At 59.5% G+C, this 19,874-nt stretch carries 18 protein-coding genes; 12 read left to right on the top strand and 6 right to left on the bottom strand.

Features of this window, described 5'->3' with window-relative positions:
• Positions 1-34: 34 nt before the first annotated feature.
• The 4 genes from H8F21_RS20725 to H8F21_RS20710 all read left to right on the top strand — a co-directional run bounded on the left by H8F21_RS20725 (position 35) and on the right by H8F21_RS20710 (position 3,040).
• The gene (locus H8F21_RS20725) at positions 35-439 is read left to right on the top strand and encodes a translation initiation factor 2 (protein WP_203475790.1); all 405 of its coding nucleotides are present in this window, start codon (positions 35-37) and stop codon (positions 437-439) included.
• A gap of 7 nt (positions 440-446) precedes the next feature.
• Positions 447-1,124: a response regulator transcription factor gene (locus H8F21_RS20720; protein ID WP_203475791.1), complete on the top strand. Its 678-nt coding sequence runs from the start codon at positions 447-449 to the stop codon at positions 1,122-1,124.
• A gap of 119 nt (positions 1,125-1,243) precedes the next feature.
• Complete coding sequence (locus tag H8F21_RS20715) at positions 1,244-1,657, top strand: Spy/CpxP family protein refolding chaperone (RefSeq protein ID WP_203475792.1); 414 nt, start codon at positions 1,244-1,246, stop codon at positions 1,655-1,657.
• A 66-nt stretch (positions 1,658-1,723) separates the two neighbouring features.
• Positions 1,724-3,040: a sensor histidine kinase gene (locus tag H8F21_RS20710; RefSeq protein ID WP_203475793.1), complete on the top strand. Its 1,317-nt coding sequence runs from the start codon at positions 1,724-1,726 to the stop codon at positions 3,038-3,040.
• A gap of 80 nt (positions 3,041-3,120) precedes the next feature.
• Here H8F21_RS20710 and H8F21_RS20705 read toward each other — a convergent pair whose 3' ends face one another.
• The gene (locus tag H8F21_RS20705; RefSeq protein ID WP_203475794.1) at positions 3,121-3,675 is read right to left on the bottom strand and encodes an NAD(P)H nitroreductase; all 555 of its coding nucleotides are present in this window, start codon (positions 3,673-3,675) and stop codon (positions 3,121-3,123) included.
• Positions 3,676-3,775: 100 nt separating this feature from the next.
• Here H8F21_RS20705 and H8F21_RS20700 point away from each other — a divergent pair, with 100 nt between their 5' ends.
• Positions 3,776-5,230 carry a TrkH family potassium uptake protein gene (locus H8F21_RS20700; protein ID WP_203475795.1) on the top strand — a complete coding sequence of 485 codons (1,455 nt, stop codon included), beginning with the start codon at positions 3,776-3,778 and terminating at the stop codon, positions 5,228-5,230.
• Here the strand turns inward: H8F21_RS20700 and H8F21_RS20695 are convergent.
• On the bottom strand, positions 5,187-6,278 hold the full coding sequence (locus H8F21_RS20695; protein ID WP_203475796.1) for an AraC family transcriptional regulator: 1,092 nt from the start codon (positions 6,276-6,278) through the stop codon (positions 5,187-5,189). The genes H8F21_RS20700 and H8F21_RS20695 overlap by 44 nt on opposite strands.
• Before the next feature lie 159 nt (positions 6,279-6,437).
• On the opposite strand from H8F21_RS20695, the gene H8F21_RS20690 reads away from it, so the two are divergent.
• The 4 genes from H8F21_RS20690 (at position 6,438) to H8F21_RS20675 (ending at position 9,250) form a co-directional block, all read left to right on the top strand.
• A complete protein-coding gene (locus tag H8F21_RS20690) occupies positions 6,438-6,749 on the top strand; it encodes an Mpo1-like protein (protein WP_203475797.1) in 312 nt (103 codons plus the stop codon).
• A 97-nt stretch (positions 6,750-6,846) separates the two neighbouring features.
• A complete protein-coding gene (locus H8F21_RS20685; protein ID WP_203475798.1) occupies positions 6,847-7,440 on the top strand; it encodes an HD domain-containing protein in 594 nt (197 codons plus the stop codon).
• Between the two features lie 37 nt (positions 7,441-7,477).
• Positions 7,478-8,242, top strand: a complete 765-nt coding sequence (locus tag H8F21_RS20680) for a helix-turn-helix transcriptional regulator (protein WP_203475799.1) — start codon at positions 7,478-7,480, stop codon at positions 8,240-8,242.
• A 123-nt stretch (positions 8,243-8,365) separates the two neighbouring features.
• The gene (locus tag H8F21_RS20675; protein ID WP_203475800.1) at positions 8,366-9,250 is read left to right on the top strand and encodes a DMT family transporter; all 885 of its coding nucleotides are present in this window, start codon (positions 8,366-8,368) and stop codon (positions 9,248-9,250) included.
• Here the strand turns inward: H8F21_RS20675 and H8F21_RS20670 are convergent, their stop codons facing one another.
• Positions 9,251-9,535: an Rdx family protein gene (locus tag H8F21_RS20670; protein WP_136477606.1), complete on the bottom strand. Its 285-nt coding sequence runs from the start codon at positions 9,533-9,535 to the stop codon at positions 9,251-9,253.
• A gap of 70 nt (positions 9,536-9,605) precedes the next feature.
• On the opposite strand from H8F21_RS20670, the gene H8F21_RS20665 reads away from it, so the two are divergent.
• Positions 9,606-11,795, top strand: a complete 2,190-nt coding sequence (locus H8F21_RS20665; protein ID WP_203475801.1) for a patatin-like phospholipase family protein — start codon at positions 9,606-9,608, stop codon at positions 11,793-11,795.
• Between the two features lie 6 nt (positions 11,796-11,801).
• On the opposite strand, the gene H8F21_RS20660 is transcribed toward H8F21_RS20665, so the two are convergent.
• Entirely contained in the window at positions 11,802-12,236 is a 435-nt protein-coding gene (locus H8F21_RS20660) for a MarR family transcriptional regulator (RefSeq protein WP_136477608.1), read from the bottom strand.
• A gap of 117 nt (positions 12,237-12,353) precedes the next feature.
• Positions 12,354-14,489 carry a DNA helicase RecQ gene (recQ, locus tag H8F21_RS20655; RefSeq protein ID WP_203475802.1) on the bottom strand — a complete coding sequence of 712 codons (2,136 nt, stop codon included), beginning with the start codon at positions 14,487-14,489 and terminating at the stop codon, positions 12,354-12,356.
• A gap of 247 nt (positions 14,490-14,736) precedes the next feature.
• On the opposite strand from recQ, the gene H8F21_RS20650 reads away from it, so the two are divergent.
• Positions 14,737-15,330 (top strand): UPF0149 family protein, encoded by a 594-nt coding sequence (locus H8F21_RS20650; protein ID WP_203475803.1) that lies wholly within the window; start codon positions 14,737-14,739, stop codon positions 15,328-15,330.
• A gap of 10 nt (positions 15,331-15,340) precedes the next feature.
• A complete protein-coding gene (locus H8F21_RS20645; RefSeq protein ID WP_203475804.1) occupies positions 15,341-15,706 on the top strand; it encodes a YbaN family protein in 366 nt (121 codons plus the stop codon).
• Positions 15,707-15,755: 49 nt separating this feature from the next.
• Here H8F21_RS20645 and H8F21_RS20640 read toward each other — a convergent pair.
• A partial coding sequence (locus H8F21_RS20640) for an Ig-like domain-containing protein (protein WP_203585227.1) occupies positions 15,756-19,874 on the bottom strand: 4,119 nt, incomplete at its 5' end.

The following is a 19,874-nucleotide window of genomic DNA, read 5'->3' as shown; positions in this document are numbered from 1 at the left end:
CAACCTGCTGAATCGACAAGAATCAGGAGTTCCAATGCGTCAAGGTCCGTTGCCCCTGCTGCTGTGCCTGTTGTTGCTGACCCCGCTCACCCAGGCCGAAGAGCCCAATGCACCAAGCACCCCGCTGTCACTGAGTGCCGGCAGCCAGATAACCGAATTGCAACAGCGCCTGCAGGAAAGCGAACGCCTGCGCGAAACGCTGACCCAGCAACTGCACAATGCCGACAGCGAACGTGAGAGCGCGCAACTAGCTCGACTGCGCCAGGAGAACCAGCGCCTCAAGCTGAGCCTCAAGGAACTCCAGGCCAAGGCCCCGGAACGCCTGATCACCGACCAGCAACAATGGTTCGTGATTGGTGGAGGAGTTGCCCTCTTGGCTGCACTCTGCGGTATCTTTGCCAGCGGCGGACACAGAAAGCGTCGGCAATGGTTGAATTGAGTGAGTCATGAGCGAGCTGTTACTGATTGATGATGACCAGGAACTCTGCGAGCTGCTCGGCAGCTGGCTGACCCAGGAAGGTTTCTCCGTACGGGCCTGTCACGACGGCCAAAGCGCCCGTCGCGCCTTGGCTGAACAAGCGCCCGCAGCGGTGGTGCTGGACGTCATGCTGCCCGACGGCAGTGGCCTGGAACTGCTCAAGCAACTACGTAGCGAGCACACCGAGCTACCGGTGGTGATGCTTTCTGCCCGCGGCGAACCCCTGGACCGTATCCTGGGCCTGGAGCTGGGCGCCGATGACTATCTGGCCAAGCCCTGCGACCCCCGCGAGCTTACCGCCCGCCTCCGTGCAGTACTGCGCCGAAGCCATCCCAACGCCACGCCCAGCCAGATCGAAATTGGTGACCTGAGCTTCAGCCCGGCGCGTGGCGTGGTCAGCATCGATCAGCAGGACTTGACCCTGACCCTGTCCGAAAGCCGCATTCTTGAAGCGCTGCTACGCCAGCCAGGCGAGCCGCTGGACAAGCAGGAGCTGGCGCAGATCGCCCTGGGTCGCAAGCTGACCCTGTACGATCGCAGCCTGGACATGCACGTCAGCAACCTGCGCAAGAAAATCGGCCCTCACCCGGACGGTCGCCCACGCATCATTGCGTTGCGCAGCCGTGGTTACTACTACAGCCTGTAATGTCAGTACGGCGCTCAATCATCTTTACTCAAGCTTTACCGTTGCCTGACCGCCGTTGACCTTGATCTCCCTAGACTGGGCACATCCGGTAACTACCGGCCTCAGATAGGAGAGACACCATGCGCAAGACCCTTATCGCCCTGATGTTCGCTGCTGCACTGCCGACCGTTGCCATGGCCATGCCAGAAGGCGGCCCACGCCACGGCGACCACCATCGCGGTGGAGCGCCTTACGCCCAGCTGGACTTGAGCCGTGAACAACGCCAGCAGATCGGCAAGCTGATGGGCGAGCAGATGAAAAGTCGCCATGAAATCACCCAACGCTACTTGGAAAAACTTCCAGCCGCCGATCAGAAAGCGCTGAAAGACGAGCTGCAAAGCAAAAAAGACAAGACCCAGGCTGAAATCCGCGCCCTGCTCAAGCCTGATCAGCAGAAGAAATTCGATGAGCTGAAAAAAGACCGGGACCAACGTCGTGCCGAATGGAGCGAGTTCAAAGCCTGGAAAGCTGAAAAAGCCACCAAGGCCCAGTAAGCTTACAGCCACCCGCCCGGCTTGCCTCTGTGCAAGCCGGGCTTTTTGCCGTTGAAGGAGCCTCCCTTGCGTTCATTGTTCTGGCGCATCCTGGCCAGTTTCTGGCTGGCCATTGCCCTGGTCGCCGGCCTGTCGATTCTGCTCGGGCACATGTTGAACCAGGACGCCTGGATTCTCAGTCGCCACCCGGGCCTCAATACCCTGGCCAAGACCTGGACCCAACGCTACGAACAAAAGGGCCCCGAGAGCGCCCAGCACTTTCTGGAACATCGCAAGCGCCACTACAACATTGATGTTCAAGTGCTCAATGAGAGTGGCGACGCGGTGGTTCCAGGCACCTTCCCACGGCGTGCCGCAGCCTTCGAAGCACGGCGCCACAACGACGATCGACGCTTGCCCTGGCGGCGCCTGACCGAGGAGTACACCAGCCCCGAGACTGGCGAAACGTACCTGTTGATCTACCGCATTCCCCATCCCGAGCTGGATGCCTGGCACCGTGATAGCCTGCTCTGGCCATTGAGTGCGTTGGGCATTGCCTTGGTGGTCTTGACCCTGTTCAGCCTGTTGGTAACGCTGTCCATAACCCGTCCGCTCAGCCGTTTGCGCGGGGCCGTGCATGACCTGGGGCAAACCACCTATCAACAGAACAGCCTGGCGCGCCTGGCCAGTCGTCGCGATGAGTTCGGCGTGTTGGCCAATGACTTCAACCGCATGGGATCACGCCTGCAGAGCATGATCGCCAGCCAGCGCCAATTGCTGCGCGATGTGTCCCACGAGCTGCGCTCGCCGCTGGCGCGCTTGCGCATTGCCCTGGCCCTTGCTGAGCGGGCCGAACCTGAACAACGCGAAGCGTTATGGCCCCGCCTGACGCGGGAGTGCGACCGCCTGGAAGCACTGATCAGTGAAATTCTGGTGCTGGCGCGAGTGGACGCCGAACAATCGCGTGCCGAACCGGTGGACCTTGACGCACTGCTGCAGTCTCTGCACAAGGATGCTCAACTCAGCGCGCCGGAACAGGACATCCAACTGCAGCTTGAACCAGGGTTGAGCCTGCAGGGCTGGCCAACGCTGATCGAGCGCGCGGTGGACAACCTGCTGCGTAATGCCGTGCGCTTCAACCCGCAAGGGCAAGCGATTGAAATCTCGGCCTGGCGTGACAACGACCGCATTGTGATAAGCGTGCGCGATCACGGCCCAGGCGTGGCCGAAGAATACCTTGCGCAATTGGGCGAGCCGTTCTTCCGCGCTCCCGGCCAGAGCGCTGCCGGCCATGGCCTGGGGCTGGCCATTGCGCGCAAGGCCGCGGAACGCCACGGTGGAAGTCTGACCCTGGAAAATCATCCACAGGGTGGTTTTATAGCCAGACTGGAGCTCAGTGCCTGATTTGAAACGCGCCCGTGCCTGCACAATTGCAAAACGCAATCTGCCTGCAGGCGCGGGCTTGCGCCGCGATGGCACTAGTCTTATCCCCAGGCAGACACGAAATCAGCCGTCGCCAGCACCGGCGCGGTACGTGGCTCGGACTGCGCAGTGCCCAGGTACAGGAAGGCGATGATCTCTTCGTTGTCAGCCAGCCCAAGCCCCTTGGCTACATGCTTGCTGTAGGACAGCTCGCCCGTTCGCCAAACAGCACCGATACCTTGGGCATGGGCCGCCAACAAAATGCCGTGGGCTGCGCAGCCAGCGGCCAGGCGTTGTTCCGAGGCAGGCACCTTGAAGTGATCCTGCAGGCGCGCAATTACCACCACCAGCAGCGGTGCGCGCATTGGCATGGCGCGAGCCTTGTCCAGCGCCGCTTCAGTGGCGTCACCCTCGGCCTTCACCGCTTCGGCCAGCAACGCTCCCAGTTTTTCACGCCCCTCGCCCTCTACCGTCAAGAAGCGCCACGGCCGCAATTGACCGTGGTCCGGCGCCCGCAAGGCCGCCTGAAACAAGCCCTCGCGCTGGGCAGCATTAGGTGCGGGTTCCATCAGCCGTGGTACAGAAACACGGTTGAGCAATGCGTCGAGAGCCTCCATCGGCTACCCCCTAAAGAGAAATGTGCAGCTATTCTAGCGTTTACTTAAAAAGGGCCATAGGTAGAATGGCGCCCTTCCGTTTCGAGTCAGAGCAGATCACATGGCGTTGCCGACCTTAAGGATCATTGGATTTGTCATCGGCATCTTCCTGATCACCCTGGCGATCAGCATGGTTGTGCCAATGGCCACCCTGGTGATCTTTGATCGCACTGGCGACCTGCCGTCGTTCCTGTGGGCCAGCATGATCACCTTTATCGCCGGCCTTGCCCTGGTGATCCAGGGGCGCCCAGAGCATGTGCACTTGCGTCCGCGCGACATGTATCTGCTTACAGTCAGCAGTTGGCTGGTGGTGTGTATCTTCGCCGCGCTACCGTTCCTGCTCACTCAACACATCAGCTATACCGACGCGTTCTTCGAGAGCATGTCCGGTATTACTGCGACCGGCGCCACGGTGCTCAGCGGCCTGGACACTATGTCGCCAGGCATTCTGATGTGGCGTTCGCTCCTGCACTGGCTCGGCGGCATCGGCTTTATCGCCATGGCGGTAGCCATTTTGCCACTGCTGCGCATCGGTGGCATGCGCCTGTTCCAGACCGAGTCCTCGGACCGTTCCGAAAAAGTCATGCCGCGCTCGCACATGGTTGCCAAGTCCATCGTTGCCGTCTACATAGGCTTCACGGCCTTGGGGGGGCTTGCGTTCTGGTTTGCCGGGATGAGCGTATTCGATGCCATCAACCACGCCATGTCGGCGATTTCCACTGGCGGTTTCTCTACCTCCGACCAATCCCTGGCCAAGTGGCACCAGCCGGCGGTGCATTGGGTTGCCGTGGTGGTGATGATTTTCGGCAGTATGCCGTTTGCTCTTTACGTCGCAACCCTGCGCGGCAATCGCAAGGCGCTGATCAAGGACCAGCAGGTCCAGGGCCTTCTGGCCATGCTGCTGGTTACCTGGCTGGTATTGGGCACCTGGTACTGGGCTACCACTAATCTGCACTGGCTGGATGCTTTGCGCCACGTGGCGCTGAACGTCACCTCGGTTGTGACCACAACCGGCTTTGCCCTGGGCGACTACAGCCTGTGGGGCAATTTCTCGCTGATGCTGTTCTTCTACCTTGGCTTCGTCGGTGGCTGCTCGGGCTCGACTGCCGGCGGTATAAAGATTTTTCGCTTCCAGGTTGCCTACATCCTGCTCAAGGCCAACCTTAATCAACTCATTCACCCTCGCGCAGTGATCAAGCAGAAGTACAACGGTCACCGTCTGGATGAAGAGATTGTGCGCTCGATCCTGACCTTCTCATTCTTCTTTGCCATCACCATCTGCGTGATCGCCCTGCTCCTGTCATTGCTTGGCGTAGACTGGATGACCGCGTTGACCGGCGCTGCCAGTACCGTCTCTGGGGTGGGTCCGGGATTGGGTGAAACCATTGGCCCGGCCGGCAACTTTGCGACGTTGCCGGATGCGGCCAAATGGATCCTGGCGTTCGGGATGCTGCTGGGGCGCCTGGAGATTATTACGGTGTTGGTGCTGTGTATGCCGGCGTTCTGGCGTCACTGACCAAAGCCTCTACCTCATCGGGGGCTGGCGCAGCGCCTGTACGTTGCGCAATTTGTGTCCGATACTCGCCGGGGGTAACGTCGAACCACCGACGAAACGCTCGGAAGAAGTTGCTTGGATCGGCAAAACCCAACAGGTAGGCAGTTTCCAGCAGTGTCATGTTCGGCTGGGCCAGGTACTGCTCGGCCAACTCTCGACGGGTGTCATCAAGAAGGGTCTGAAAGCTGGTGCCTTCGTCCTGCAGGCGCCGCTGCAAGGTACGCTGGGATAGATGCAGGGCCTGAGCCACCGTCTCGCGCTTGGGCTCTCCTTGCGGCAACACTCGGCACAGCACCTGGCGTGCGCGATGGGTGACGCGGCTTTCGGAAAAGCGTGCCAGGTACTCACCGGCAAACCGGTCATGCAACACCGCCATGGCTTCGTTGGCCGTCGGTAAAGGCGCCTCCATGTCGGCCCGCTCGAATATCAATGCATCATGAGCCGCCCCAAATACCAGGGGTGCATGAAAAGCCATCTTGTAGGGCGTCAGATCGACTGGCTGCGGCCCCTGGACCAATACCCGCCGCGGTTGAATCACCCGCCCACTCAACCAGCCGCATAGCGACAGGGCGCAGGCCAGGGAGGCTTCAGCGCTGTGCCGGGTAGGTGGAAGATGATCACCGTGGACCGTGAGAATCAACGCGTAACCGTCTGGCTCCAGGCGAAAGCTCAGATCGGAACTCTCGGCAATGATGCGCTGGAAGCGTACCAAGCGCTCAAACCCTTCGGCCAGGGTACGGCTCGACATCAAGGCGTAGCCGACCACATGAAAGGATGCCGGACGAACCACCCGGGCCATGTTCAGGCCGATGGCCTGATTGCCGGAAAGATCGACGGCCATTTGCCACAAACGGGTCATGGAGTCTTGGGTAAAACGTGCGTCGGGGTCATCCAGGGCGGCAAAATCCAGGCCGAGTTGTTTGAACATTGCACGACAATCCAGCCCTTCGAGCTCGAGTGCCTTGACGATCCCTGATGCCCAGCTTGCTGAAGTGGTTCTCTCGCTCATGGCTGGCTTCTTATGTTCGAACTGACCGCTCCTGCGGTGAACTCAAAGGATACTCAATTGGCGCCCATTGTCACTGCGCGATGGTTTTACTCACTCTAGACTCAGTTCAGGCTCCACGCCGTGTATCTTCACCGTATCGAGAGTTGCAGGAGCTACGACGTGAACAATCCTCAGCAATTTCGCAGTTTTGCCGAGTTTTATCCCTATTACCTGGACGAGCACAGCCACCCTACCTGCCGGCGCCTGCACTTCGTTGGCACCAGCCTGGTCATCGCCCTGCTCGCTTACACAATTGCCAGTGGCAAGTGGATTGTGCTGCTGGCGATTCCGCTCGCCGGCTACGGATTTGCCTGGGTTGGCCACTTCTTTTTCGAGGGCAACCGCCCGGCTACCTTCAGGCATCCGCTGTACAGCCTGATAGGCGACTTCGCCATGTACCGCGACATGCTGCGCGGTAAGGTCTCGTTCTGATTTCGGCCCACAAGGTCAGAATTGCGTCCTGCGCGGACACTGCTCCGATCATTGGTCAAGGTACAGTGAGGCGCATAGCCCACTCTTTGGAACGCCGATGACCGAGCAGGCCCGCTTCACGCACATGCAAGATGGCACTCAGCAGGACTGGGCAATCATAGCCAGCGATTTCAGGGCTTATGCCAGCCAACTCGCCGACCGGATACTCGCTCACCTGCGGCTGCTCGATGGTGATTTCGGCGGTTTCCCCATCGATCGCCTCAGTCACTCCCTGCAAACCGCTACCCTCGCCTGGCATGATGGGCGTGACGAAGAATATGTGATCTGCGCGCTGCTTCATGACATCGGCGATACGCTAGGCAGCTATAACCATCCTGATATCGCTGCGGCCATCCTCAAGCCTTTCGTCAGCCCGGAAAACCTCTGGATGGTAGAAAAGCATGGGGTATTCCAGGGCTATTACTTCTTCCATCACCTGGGTATGGACCGGCATCTGCGTGAGCAATTCGAGGATCACCCGCAGTACCAACAAACCATCGAGTTTTGCGCACGCTACGACGCCGCCGCGTTTGACCCCCACTACGACAGCCTGCCGCTGAGCTTTTTCGAACCGATGCTCAGGCGTCTGTTTGCCCAGCCGCGGCAATCACTCTACAAAGCAGCGCTGCAATCGATGAACAGCGACGCCTGAGCTTGTACACTGCCGATACCGCGTAGAGGACACGGCAATGAACAGCGGCTCGATACTTTCCCTGCGTCACTACAGTGACGACCTGATCGCCCACACCCATGAGCACCCCCAACTGGTGTTCGGCCTGCGTGGGCAACTGGACTTCGAACTCGATGGTCAGGGCGCGCGCATCCAACGCCACGGGTTGATCGTGGTGCCTGCAGGCACCCACCACACCTGCGGCAGTGTTGCCGGTAGCCACTGCCTAGTCCTTGACGTGCCTGGCGATGCCTGGCTCAACAGCAGCATGGGCGAGCAAGTCTCGGCAAGCCAGCGACTGCTGGAGCATCGTGGCTCGCTCGAGCTGGACAACCACCAGCAGCAACTGGTCGACTGGCTGGCTGCGGGCCCGGTAACCGATCCACTGATTGCCCAACAGGGTGCGGTGCTTTTGCTTGCCAGCCTGAACGGTTCCTCGCGCCCGGCTATTGTGCGAAAGCAGCTTCCCTTTGCCCGCTTTGATGCGCATATAGAAAAGAACGCCGCGTACCCGTTGCAGGTAGCCGATCTTGCCCGTCTCGCCGGGCTTTCAAGTGCTCGACTGCATGCCCGCTTCATCGCCGAAGCGTCAATGACTCCGATGGACTATATTCGCCAACGCCGCCTGCTCAAGGCGCGCCAACTGCTACGCACCAGCGCCCGGCCGATCGGCGAGATCGCCGCGCAGGTCGGCTATGGCTCGCAAAGCGCCTTCTCCGCCGCCGTCCTGCAAGCCTTCGGCTGTTCACCCAGAGCCTTGCGCCAAGAGCCTGGCGACAATTGACGCGAGCCCGACAACAGACACCGAGCGTAGCGCCCTCGTAGACTGGGGTCGAATACTGGCAAGGGCCAGCCCCCACAATTTCAGCGCAATACTGCTGTCCTCAGCCAGGCGCATAGGAAAACCATGAACCACCGCAGCGCCCTTGGCGCCTTGCATATCGGCGCACTGTTCTTCGGCTTGACTGGCGTATTCGGCAAGCTGGCCCAGGCGGGCCCATCGATAATTGTCTTTGGCCGCGCCGCGTTCGCCGTGCTGGCCCTCGCCATCTTCGCCCGCATTGCCAAAAAGGCCTGGCAACCACTGCAACGCCAGGACTGGTGCCGCCTGCTGTTGGGGGGCGTGTTGCTCGCAGGTCACTGGGTAAGCTTCTTCATTGCAGTGAAGGTGGCCGGGGTAGCTATCGCCACCCTGGGTTTCGCCAGTTTCCCAGCCTTTACCGTAATTCTTGAAGGGCTGCTGTTCCGGGAGCGGGTGCGCAGCAATGAAATCATCCTGGTGTTGCTGGTGAGCGTCGGCCTGGTGTTGGTCACCCCGGAATTCGATCTCGCCAGTCAGGCCACCGGTGGGCTGCTCTGGTCCTTGCTGTCAGGATTGCTGTTCTCGCTGCTATCACTGACCAATCGCGCCGCCAGCGGACGTATTCCGGCCGTGCAGGCGGCTATGTGCCAGAACGCGGTGGTCGCGCTGTGCCTTCTTCCTGTAGCAGCTCCGGCGCTTGCCGGCGTCTCGGCGATCGATTGGCTGTGGATCGCTTTGCTCGGGGTGTTCTGTACCGGTGTCGCCCACAGCTTGTTCGTCGCCAGCCTGGCCGTCATCAAGGCCCGCACTGCCGCTGTGGTATTCGCCCTGGAGCCGGTTTACGGCATTGCCCTGGCCTGGTTGATATTCGCCGAAGCACCGACCCCGCGAATGCTGCTGGGCGGCGTGCTGATCATTCTTGCGATCGTTGTCTCCAGTCGCCTTGCAGCCAGCAACCAACGCGACAAGTCAGTTGCCGCTCAAGGCTGATCAGGGGCGATCATTGTGGCCAAGGTCGCGCTGCGGATCGATCTGATCACGCACCCGCTGCTTGAGCACCTTGGCTTCAGGAAAACCACCATCGGCCTTGCGCTCCCATATCTGCACGCCGTCACAGGTAATGCGAAATGCACCACCGCTGGCGGGTTCGAGCGCGACCCGGGCAAGGTCGTCACTGAACGTGCTGAGCAGTTCCTGGGCTAACCAGGCGGCACGCAACAGCCACTGGCACTGAGTGCAATAGGTAATAACGACTTCGGCTTTACGCGCATTCATGGGGGAACGGTTTCCTGACAGGCGGTCACGCTTATACTAGCGGTCTTTCGCCTTCGCTCCGAGAGCCATGATGCACCGCTTGCTGTTGAGTCTTTTGCTGATTGTTGTTTCCCTCCCGCTTATGGCTGCCGAACCCCCGCGCCCGAAAGTGGGCCTGGTACTGTCTGGCGGTGCCGCCCGTGGCCTGGCCCATATCGGTGTACTCAAGGCGCTGGAGGAACAAGGGATCAAAGTCGATGCCATTGCCGGTACCAGCATGGGCGCGGTAGTGGGTGGGCTGTACGCCTCGGGGTACAAGGTCGACGAGCTGGAAAAGCTCGCCTTGAATATCGACTGGAAGCAGGCGCTGTCCGACGCGCCGCCGCGTAAAGACGTACCGTTTCGGCGCAAGCAGGATGACCGCGACTTTTTGGTCAAACAGAAACTCAGCTTCCGCGACGATGGCAGCCTTGGCCTGCCACTGGGGGTGATCCAGGGACAGAACCTGGCACTGCTGCTGGAAAGCATGCTTGCCCACACCAGTGATACTCGCGATTTCGACAAGTTACCTATTCCTTTTCGGGCAGTAGCTACCGACATCGCCAGCGGCGAAAAAGTGGTGTTCCGCCGCGGCCACCTGCCTCAGGTCATTCGCGCCAGCATGTCGATTCCCGCCGTGTTCGCCCCAGTAGAACTGGACGGCCGACTGTTGGTCGATGGCGGCATGGTCGACAACATCCCGGTGGATGTCGCACGCGAGATGGGCGTGGACGTCGCGATTGTCGTCGATATCGGTACCCCACTACGAACTCGCAAGCAACTGGCGACGGTGGTCGACGTACTCAATCAGTCGATCACCCTGATGACTCGGCGCAACTCCGAAGAACAACTGGCAACCTTGCGCCGTGATGACATTCTGATCGAGCCACCGTTGGCCAGTTTCGGCGTTACCGACTTTGGCCGCGCCGAAGAAATGATCGAAGCGGGCTACCGTGCCGCCCGCGCCCTGGATACGCGCCTGGCGGCACTCAAACGTCCTGATAACAATGATGAAGAACTGAATGTCGCCCGCTCACCCAGCCAGCGCACACCGGTCATTACCTCGATCAAGATAGAAAACGACTCGAAAGTAAGCGATGACGTAATCCGTTTCTACATTCGCCAGCCCATTGACCAGCCCCTTGAACTAGGGCGCCTGCAGACCGACATGGGCACCCTCTATGGCTTGGACTACTTCGACCGCGTGCAGTACCGGGTAGTGCACAAAGGCAATGACAACACCCTGGTAATCAATGCCCGTGGGCGCCGTGGAGGTACTGACTACCTGCGATTGGGTTTGAACCTGTCCGATGACATGCGCGGCGACAGCGCCTTCAATATCGGTGCCAGCTACCGGGTGAACGGTATCAACCGCCTGGGTGCCGAGTGGCTGACCCGGGCGCAGATCGGCGACCAACAAGAACTGTACAGCGAGTTCTACCAACCACTGGATGCCGGTTCGCGGTACTTCGTCGCCCCCTATATCGATCTGGGCTCGCAGAACATTGAAGCAACCCTGGAGGACGATCCTGTGGCCGAGTACCGCCTGGAGCGCTACGGATTCGGCCTGAACCTGGGGCGTCAGATCGGTACCAGCGGTGAAGTGCGCTTCGGTGTAGGCCAGGCCTGGGGCAATGCTGATGTGCGCATCGGCGATCAGGATTTGCCGCACTTCAGCTTCAACGAAGGTTTCTATGAGCTGAAGTATTCATTCGACACACTGGACAATGTCTACTTCCCGCACAGCGGTGAAGACATCAGCCTGACCTTGCGCCAGTTCGAGCCCGACCTTGGGTCAGACCAACGTTACCGGCAGTGGAACTTCAAACTGGACAAGGCGCTGAGCAGCGGCGCCAACACTTGGGTACTGGGCACTCAATATGGAAGGACCCTGGATGACGCCGAGGTGGTGACTTCAAGCTTTGTGCTCGGTGGCGCCAGGCAATTGTCAGGCTTTCGCCAGGACTCGGTGTCCGGGCAGAACATGAGCCTGATGCGCATGGTCTATTACCGCAGACTGACGCCCCGCGCTTACCTGCCACTGGACTTTCCGCTGTATATAGGAGGGTCGCTGGAGCGTGGCAAGGTGTGGAACAACGACAACGAATTCGACAGTGGTTACATAAATGCCGCCAGTATCTTTGTCGGCTTCGAAACGCCGTTGGGCCCGTTGAACTTCAGTTACGGGGCCAACAGCGAAAATCAGAAGGCGTTGTACCTCAACCTGGGCCACACCTTCTGAAGTCGTTCAGGTTTTTTCCAGATTGGCGAGAATGCGCGCGTGGACCTTCATGCACACGCGCATGTCTTCTTCGTCGACACCGATGAATAACTCGGCGCGCAAGGCGTTGGCAATGGTTTCGATCTGATCGATCAACGGTTTGGCGGGCGGGCACAAGTGGATTTTCTTCGCCCGGCGGTCTTCCAGTACCGCCTGGCGACGAACCAGACCCTGGGATTCCAGACTGTCAAGCAGGCGCGCCAATGTCGGACCTTCTACACCCACGCTTTGGGCCAGCTCACGCTGGGTAGGCGCCTCGTCGAAACGAGCCAGGTGGAGCAATACCAGCCAGCGAGCCTGGGACAGATTCAGTCCCGCCAGGCGTCGATCCAGCTCGGCGCGCCAACCTCTGGACATATGCGCCAGCTGCATTCCGAAGCGGTGTTGATCGGTCAACGGCATAGAAAACTCATCATCAGAACTAATTATTAGTCAGCTAACCATGCTCCTGCGCAACAGGCAAGGCTCCTCAAGGTTCAATCTGTCTGACAATCGTTATAAAAGATGACAAAACCCCGTTTACATCTCGAATTCTGCCGCCAACGCCGCGCGAACGCAGTACAAAACCCCTTCTGGCACACGACTGCCGAACTGTTCGGCAATGGCGGAGACGGGCGGCAATTCACCCTCGCCATCAAGGAAGGCATCCTGAACTTCGGCCAGCAGATCGTCAGGCAAGTCCAGGGCTTGCTCCAGTGACAATTGCTGGCGGCCAATGGCCTCGGCCAGCATGCTGTAGACATTCTTTTCGCTGCAATTGAGCTGCCCGGCGATTTGCGCAGGGGTCATGCCGGCACGCGCCAGACTGGTCAGCTCATGACGCAAGTCAGTGACCTGCGGCGGGGCTTCGGCTGCCCCCCCCAATACTTCGAGGAAGGCTTCGCCGTAGCGCTCCAACTTGCGCGCACCCACGCCACTGACCTGGGCCATTTCGCTAAGGCTTGAAGGTTGGCTGCGCAGCATTTCCAGCAAGGTGGAGTCCGGGAAGATGACATAAGGCGGCACACCGTGCTCCTCGGCCAGCTTGCGCCGCAATGCCCGCAGCGCTTCCCATTGCTCGCGCTCGTCGCCACGTACCAACTGACTGGCCGGACTGCCGCCACTGCCGCTGCCCTTGCTGCTGGTCTGCGGCTTGAGATCACGGCGCAGTTCCAGACTTACCTCGCCGCGCAACAGCGGCCGGCAACTGTCGGACAAGCGCAAGCCACCGTAACCTTCCAGGTCGATATCGGCCAACCCGCGAGCCACCAACTGACGAAACAATGAGCGCCATTCACTTTCGGAACGGGCCTTGCCAACGCCATAAACGGCGAGTTTCTCGTGGCCGAAGCTGCGGACTTTTTCGTTGTCCCGACCCAACAACACATCAACCAGGTGACCTACACCATAACGCTGTCCGGTGCGATACACCGCCGAAAGGGCTTGGCGAGCAGGTTCAGTGGCATCCCAGGTTTGCACGCCGTCGATGCAGTTGTCGCAATGGCCGCAGGGCTGCGGCAATTCCTCGTCAAAATAGTTGAGCAGGATCTGCCGGCGACAACGCGTTTCCTCGCACAGCGCGAGCATGGCATCGAGCTTGTGCTGCTCGATACGCTTGTGGCGCTCGTCACCCTCGGAGTTCTGTAACATCTGCTTGAGCATGACCATGTCTTGCAGACCATAGGCCATCCAGGCATCGGCTGGCAGACCGTCACGGCCGGCGCGACCGGTTTCCTGATAGTAGGCTTCCAGCGACTTGGGCAGGTCCAGGTGGGCAACGAAGCGCACGTTGGGTTTGTCGATACCCATGCCGAAGGCAATCGTGGCAACCATGATCAGGCCTTCCTCGTTAAGGAAGCGGCGCTGGTTGGCAGCTCGCGTTTCGGCCGGCAGGCCGGCGTGGTAAGGCAGCGCCGGAAAGCCCTGGTCGCAAAGGTAGGCGGCAACATCGTCGACTTTTTTGCGCGACAGGCAGTAGACGATACCGGCGTTACCGCGACGCTCGCCGAGGAACGCCAGCAACTGCTTGCGCGGCTGCTCCTTGGGCACGATGCGGTAGAAAATATTGGGCCGGTCGAAGCTCGAGAGAAAGCGCTCGGCGTTCTGCAAGTGCAGCCGCGTGACGATTTCTTCGCGAGTGCGCATGTCCGCAGTTGCGGTAAGGGCAATACGCGGCACATTGGGGAACAGCTCCGCCAACTGCCCCAGTTGCAGGTATTCCGGACGGAAGTCATGGCCCCATTGCGATACGCAGTGGGCTTCGTCAATCGCGAACAGGGCAATATCCAGCGTGCGCAGAAAGTCCAGCATGCGTTGTTGCACCAGACGCTCCGGCGCCAGGTAGAGCATTTTTATTTCGCCTCGGCGAATACGCCCGGCAAGCTCACGCTGTTGCTCGGCACTCAAGGTGGAATTGAGCGAAGCCGCCGCCACACCCAGCTCATCGAGCGTGGCCACTTGGTCTTCCATCAACGCAATCAGCGGTGAAACCACCACCGCCAGCCCCGGACGCAGGAGTGCCGGCACCTGGAAGCAAAGGGACTTGCCGCCCCCGGTGGGCATCAGTACCAGCGCATCGCCACCTTTGGCCACACGTTCGATGATCGCCCCCTGGCGCCCTCGAAAGCTGTCATAGCCGAAGATGTCCTTGAGGACGCGCTGAGCCTGTTCGAGCATAGAAACTCCATAAATCGCAGAACCATCCTGGCCACAGGCTGGATGAAAATCTTCCCCGCCACACCTGAAAATGCGTAAGCGGCTTTTGCCTGACCCGCGCATCAGCCGGTGGCCAGATACAAAAGCCGGGCATTATACCCGAGCGTCGGCCTGCACAGGGTGCTCTGCGATAGGCGTCATCCTTTGCCTCGTAGCGGCCGCAAGATGCTAGAATTCGATCATCGTTTATTCCCAAGGTAGCCCTGTAATGTCCTTCGCCGAGCAATTGACCCGCCTGCAAGCCTTCCTCGACGCCGACGAACTGCACGAAGAAGCACTGGACTACGTTGCCGCACACGGCTACTTGACCGCATTGTCGATTGGTACCGAAGCGGTTCCTGATCGCGAATGGATTGACGCCTTGTTCGCTGAAGAGCCTCGTTACAAAGACGATGCCCAGCGTGAAGAGATCGAATCCACCCTGATCCAGCTCAAGGCGCACATCGCACGCCAGTTGGCCAGCGACGAAGACTTCGAGCTGCCGTGCGACCTGGACCTGGGCGATGACCCAGACGATTCCGACCTGCGTGGCTGGTGCATCGGCTTCATGGAAGGCGTATTCATGCGTGAAGAGGCCTGGTTCGAAACCGCCGAAGAAGAAGTCAGCGAAATGCTGCTGCCGATCATGGTGGGGTCGGGTTTGTTCGATGAGCAACCTGAATTCGCCGATATCGCCAGCGATGCCAACCTGATGGATGACATGATCGTGCAGATCCCAGAGGCCCTGACCGCCCTTTACCTGCTGCAGCACGCGCCTGACGAGAAGCCTGCACCGGCACTGCTCAAGCCTCGCCACCACTGAGTTGACGTAAATGCGCTACCTGCTGCTGGCCATCGGCTGGCTCAGCGTCGCGTTGGGAGTGATCGGCATTTTCCTGCCTGTGTTGCCGACCACTCCATTTCTGCTGCTGGCGGCCGCTTGTTTTGCGCGCAGCTCGCCTCGATTTCACCATTGGCTGGTCAATCATCCCCAGCTGGGGCCGTGGATTCGCGATTACCTCAGTGGTGAAGGCATTCCCCTCAAAGGCAAGGTCTATGCAATTGGCTTGATGTGGCTGAGCATTGGCGTGTCCTGCTATCTAGTGCCGTTGATCTGGGCACGCGGGTTCATGCTGACCAGCGCTGTACTAGTCAGCATTTATATCTTGCGTCAGAAAACACTGCGCCGCCCCTCCTGAGGCTCATACGACCGGGGGCTGGAGTAAGCCCAGCCCCCAGACGCACGCCTCAGACCGTATCCACCTTCAACGAATGATCATTGAGCATTCCGTTGATGATGGTCGCGGTGTCCTGCCCGGCAGCAATCACCCCACCCGCCCCCGCTGTCACCCCGTAATGCTCCGCCAGGTTGACCCCTGCCAGATCGATGGTCTGGGTCGGTGCAGCCCCCGCTACCGCGCTGACCTCGATGGTAGACACCACCCCGGAACCACTGCCAGTGACCTTGAAATGCAAGTAGTCATCCAGTGACGCCGAAGTGGCGTTCTCGCCCTGGAGCAACTGCGACAGATCAAGCCGATCAGCGCCTGGAGTGAAGTCGGTCACCACATCTCGTCCGGTGTTACCCTGCTGCCACAGGAAGATATCGTTGCCGCTGCCGCCGCTCAGGGTGTCGTTGCCGGCTCCGCCGATCAACACATCATTGCCGCCACCGCCAATCAACGTGTCGTTGCCCAGGCCACCGATAAGCAAGTTGGCGTTGCCGTCACCGGTCAGGTGGTCGTTGTAGTCAGAGCCGATCAGGTTTTCCATACCGGTCAAGATATCGGTGCCTGCCCCTCCGGTGTTCTGCGCGCCAGCGCTGGCCAGGCTGACAGTTACGCCACTGCCGGCACCAGCGTAACTGGCGGTATCGATTCCAGCGCCGCCATTGAGCTGGTCATTGCCGGCTCCACCGATCAACAAGTCATTGCCATCGCCACCGTTGAGAATGTCGTTGCCATCGCCACCGATCAACACATCGTTGCCGGCACCGGCATTGAGGGTGTCGTGGCCGCTGCCGCCGAGCAATGTGTCATCGCCATTGGTGCCGGTCAGCGTGCTACCGCTCTGGTAGGAAATATCCACGTTGCCCGTTGCACTACCGCCATGCCCGTCACTGACTGTGTAGGTACCGTTATAGGTCTGGTTTTCGGCATTGGCGTAGTCGACCGTCATGGTCAGGCCATAGTTTTCAGATCCATTGACTTTACTTCCCGAGGGGTTGGACAGGTTGGTTACATGGATGCTGTACACCCCGTCGTGATCAGCAGTAAAGCCGTGACCATTGGCAACGGTTTGATAGTTGCCGTTTTCATCCTTCCACTCCATCAGGATGTTGCCGAGCGGCCGGTCGTGATCAAGTTTTAGCGACTCACCTTTCTTCAAAGAAACAGTCAGCACATCCTCAGCATTGGCACCACTGGAGAGCGATCCCAGCCACCCATTGACCAGCAATGCCGCGGTGGTGGTGTTCGCTGCCGTGCGGAACGAGCTGCGCGCTACATCCCTGAACTGGGCGGAGCTTGCGGTGAAGCTGAACGTCGCTGTGCCATTACCCACTGTGAAGCCAGCACCCTTGGCTGCCCAGTCGGTGTTGAAGGTGATCGGCGAGGCCGTGAGTGTATCGTTGTTGGCGTCGCTGTCATTGGCCAGCAGCGCTTCAGCCGGCAAAGTAATGGTACTGGAAAGAATGTTGGTGATGATGTGGTCGGCACCCGCCACCGGTGCGGCGTTGGAATAGACATTGACGACCAGGTTAGCGCTGCTCAGGTCTCCGTCGGTGTCACTGGCGGTGAAGCCGATGGTTTCGGTCACCGTAACACCGGTGTCTTTTGGAGGTGTGTAGGTGAATTCGCCGGTATCCATATCGACCAGCAAAGTTGCGCCATGCACGGTCTTGATGTTGAAGGTGTTGGTTGCGCTGTCGAAGCTGCCGCGATCAACGCCACCGGCGGCGCTATAGCTACCGTTGCCACCATTGGCTTTCGGATCATAGGTGTAGGTCGTGCCATCGACCAGCAGCGCTTTGATAAAGCCACCATCGGCACCAAAAACCCCGCCACTCATCAAGCTGCCGGTAATAGGTGCACCCTGTACCGTTCCTGACAGTACCTGATTCAACACATTGAGGTCGGTGACCACCACCGCGTTGGTATCGGTGTGCGTGCTGCCGTCATAGGCCAGGGGGTTGAGGTTATCGACATCGACCCCAGAACCCAGGCCGATGGAGTACGACTTGATACCATGGCTGTCGAGGAAATTCTTCCAGGAAATCTCATCGGCCTGCCCGATGCCTTGTGAAGCTGTCGATGGGTTGCCGTCGGAGAAGAAATAACCGACGTTCTGCGCTCCGGTCAAACTGCCAGCGTTGGCGAATGCCGACTTCGCTACCGCTACTGCCTGGTCGTAGTTGGTGCCGCCCCCCGCGGCCAGCCCGGCAACCAGTTGCTTGGCCTCGGCGACCGACACCCATACACCGGAGGGGTCCGATGCACTGGAACTGAATGTGACGATCTGAACTTTGACATCACCCATTTCGTCGTACTTGTCGAGCAAGGTGCTGATGGCATCCTTGGCCAGTTGCAGGCGTGTCTTGCCGGGAACACCCGAGCGATCGTTCATGCTCCCCGATACGTCAATGATCAGCAGCAGGTTGGAGTCCACCTGCCCTGGCGTCACCGAACGATCGGCACCGACCACTGCGGGCACATCGTCAACGATATTTACATCAAGGGTTGCATGGGCAGTGCTGCCATCCTTGTCGGTTGCGCTGACATCAATGGCTTCATTGAGGCTGTTGGTGCCATTGCCATTGGCATGGCTTTCATTGTCTTGCAGGGTGTACGAGTAACTCACAACACCCGTTGTCGGATTGAACCCAGTGATGGTCAGAGCGTTGCCCAGCGGCGTCGTGCCAGACTGCGGGAAGCCAACGGCATTGCCGCCGGAAACGACGGTGATACCGCCCACCGTTAGGGTTTGCAGGCCATCAGCAGCCGTTACGATGAAGCTGCCGGTGTGTGTCAATGCAGCCTGATCCGGGCTGCTGCCGTCACTGAGGTTTTTTTCGTAGACCGTGAACTCACCACCATCAACATCCAGGCCACTGATGACAACCGGCTGATCCTGGCTACTGACGTCAATCTTCAATGTCGCGCTGCTGGTATCACCGTCGGCATCCTTCAAGGTGTAGGTAAAGGTCTCGATGGCAGTGCCGCCGCCGTGCAGGTTGATGAAATCCGGGTCGGAAGAATTCAGCGTGTAGGTGTAGGAGCCATCGGCAGCCAGCACCAATTTGCCGTAGGTCCCCTCGATGGTTTGTGGAGTAATTGGACCGCTGGCGATACGGTCGGCGCCTTGGGTGTCGTTATCCAGCACGTTGCCGGTCAGGGTCAGGTGGGCTTCGGTCGCGGTGACGGCGTTGGTATCGTCAACCGCAAGGGGCACATCGTCGACAATATTGACGTCGACGTTGGCCTTGGCGGTGCTGCCGTCGGTATCGACTGCCACTACTTCCAGGCTTTCGAGGATGTTGTTGGCGCCATTGCCGCTCTGATGTGTGCTGGTGTTTTCCAGCGTATAGCTTGCCGTTACGACACCCGTGCTTGGATCGTAGCTGTGGATGGTGAAGGCATTACCCATCGGCGTCGTGCCATGCTGCGGAAAGCCAGCGACCACACCGCCACTGACAATGCTCAAGCCACCAATGGTCAGTGATTGCAGACCATCCGGGGCGATAACCGTGAAGGTGCCGCCCTTGGTCAGCTCACCTGGATTCGGGCTACTGCCCTCGGTGAGGTTCTTCTCGTAGAAGGTCAACTCGCCGCCACAAATATCCAGGCCTTTGATCACCACCAGGTCGTCGATATTGGTGACGTTGAACACCAATTTGGCGCTGCTGCTGTCGCCGTCGGCATCCTTCAAGGTGTAGGTAAAGGTCTCGATGGCAGTGCCGCCGCCGTGCAGGTTGATGAAATCCGGGTCGGAAGAATTCAGCGTGTAGGTGTAGGAGCCATCGGCGGCCAGCACCAGCTTGCCGTAGGTCCCTTCGATGGTTTGCGGGGTGATCGGGCCGCTGGCGATGCGGTCAGCGCCCTGGGTGTCGTTATCCAGCACGTTGCCGGTCAGGGTCAGGTGGGCTTCGGTCGCGGTGACGGCGTTGGTATCGTCAACCGCAAGGGGCACATCGTCGACAATGTTGACGTCGACGTTGGCCTTGGCGGTGCTGCCATCGGTATCGACTGCCACCACTTCCAGGCTTTCGAGGATGTTGTTGGCGCCATTGCCGCTCTGATGTGTGCTGGTGTTTTCCAGCGTATAGCTGGCCGTTACGACACCTGTGTTTGGATCGTAGCTGTGGATGGT

Origin of the sequence: Pseudomonas arcuscaelestis, from assembly GCF_016881005.1 — a bacterium.
In the GTDB taxonomy this organism is placed as follows: domain Bacteria; phylum Pseudomonadota; class Gammaproteobacteria; order Pseudomonadales; family Pseudomonadaceae; genus Aquipseudomonas; species Aquipseudomonas arcuscaelestis.
The sequence above is the reverse complement of the archived record's forward strand: the minus strand, read 5'-3'. Positions and strand labels throughout refer to the sequence as shown.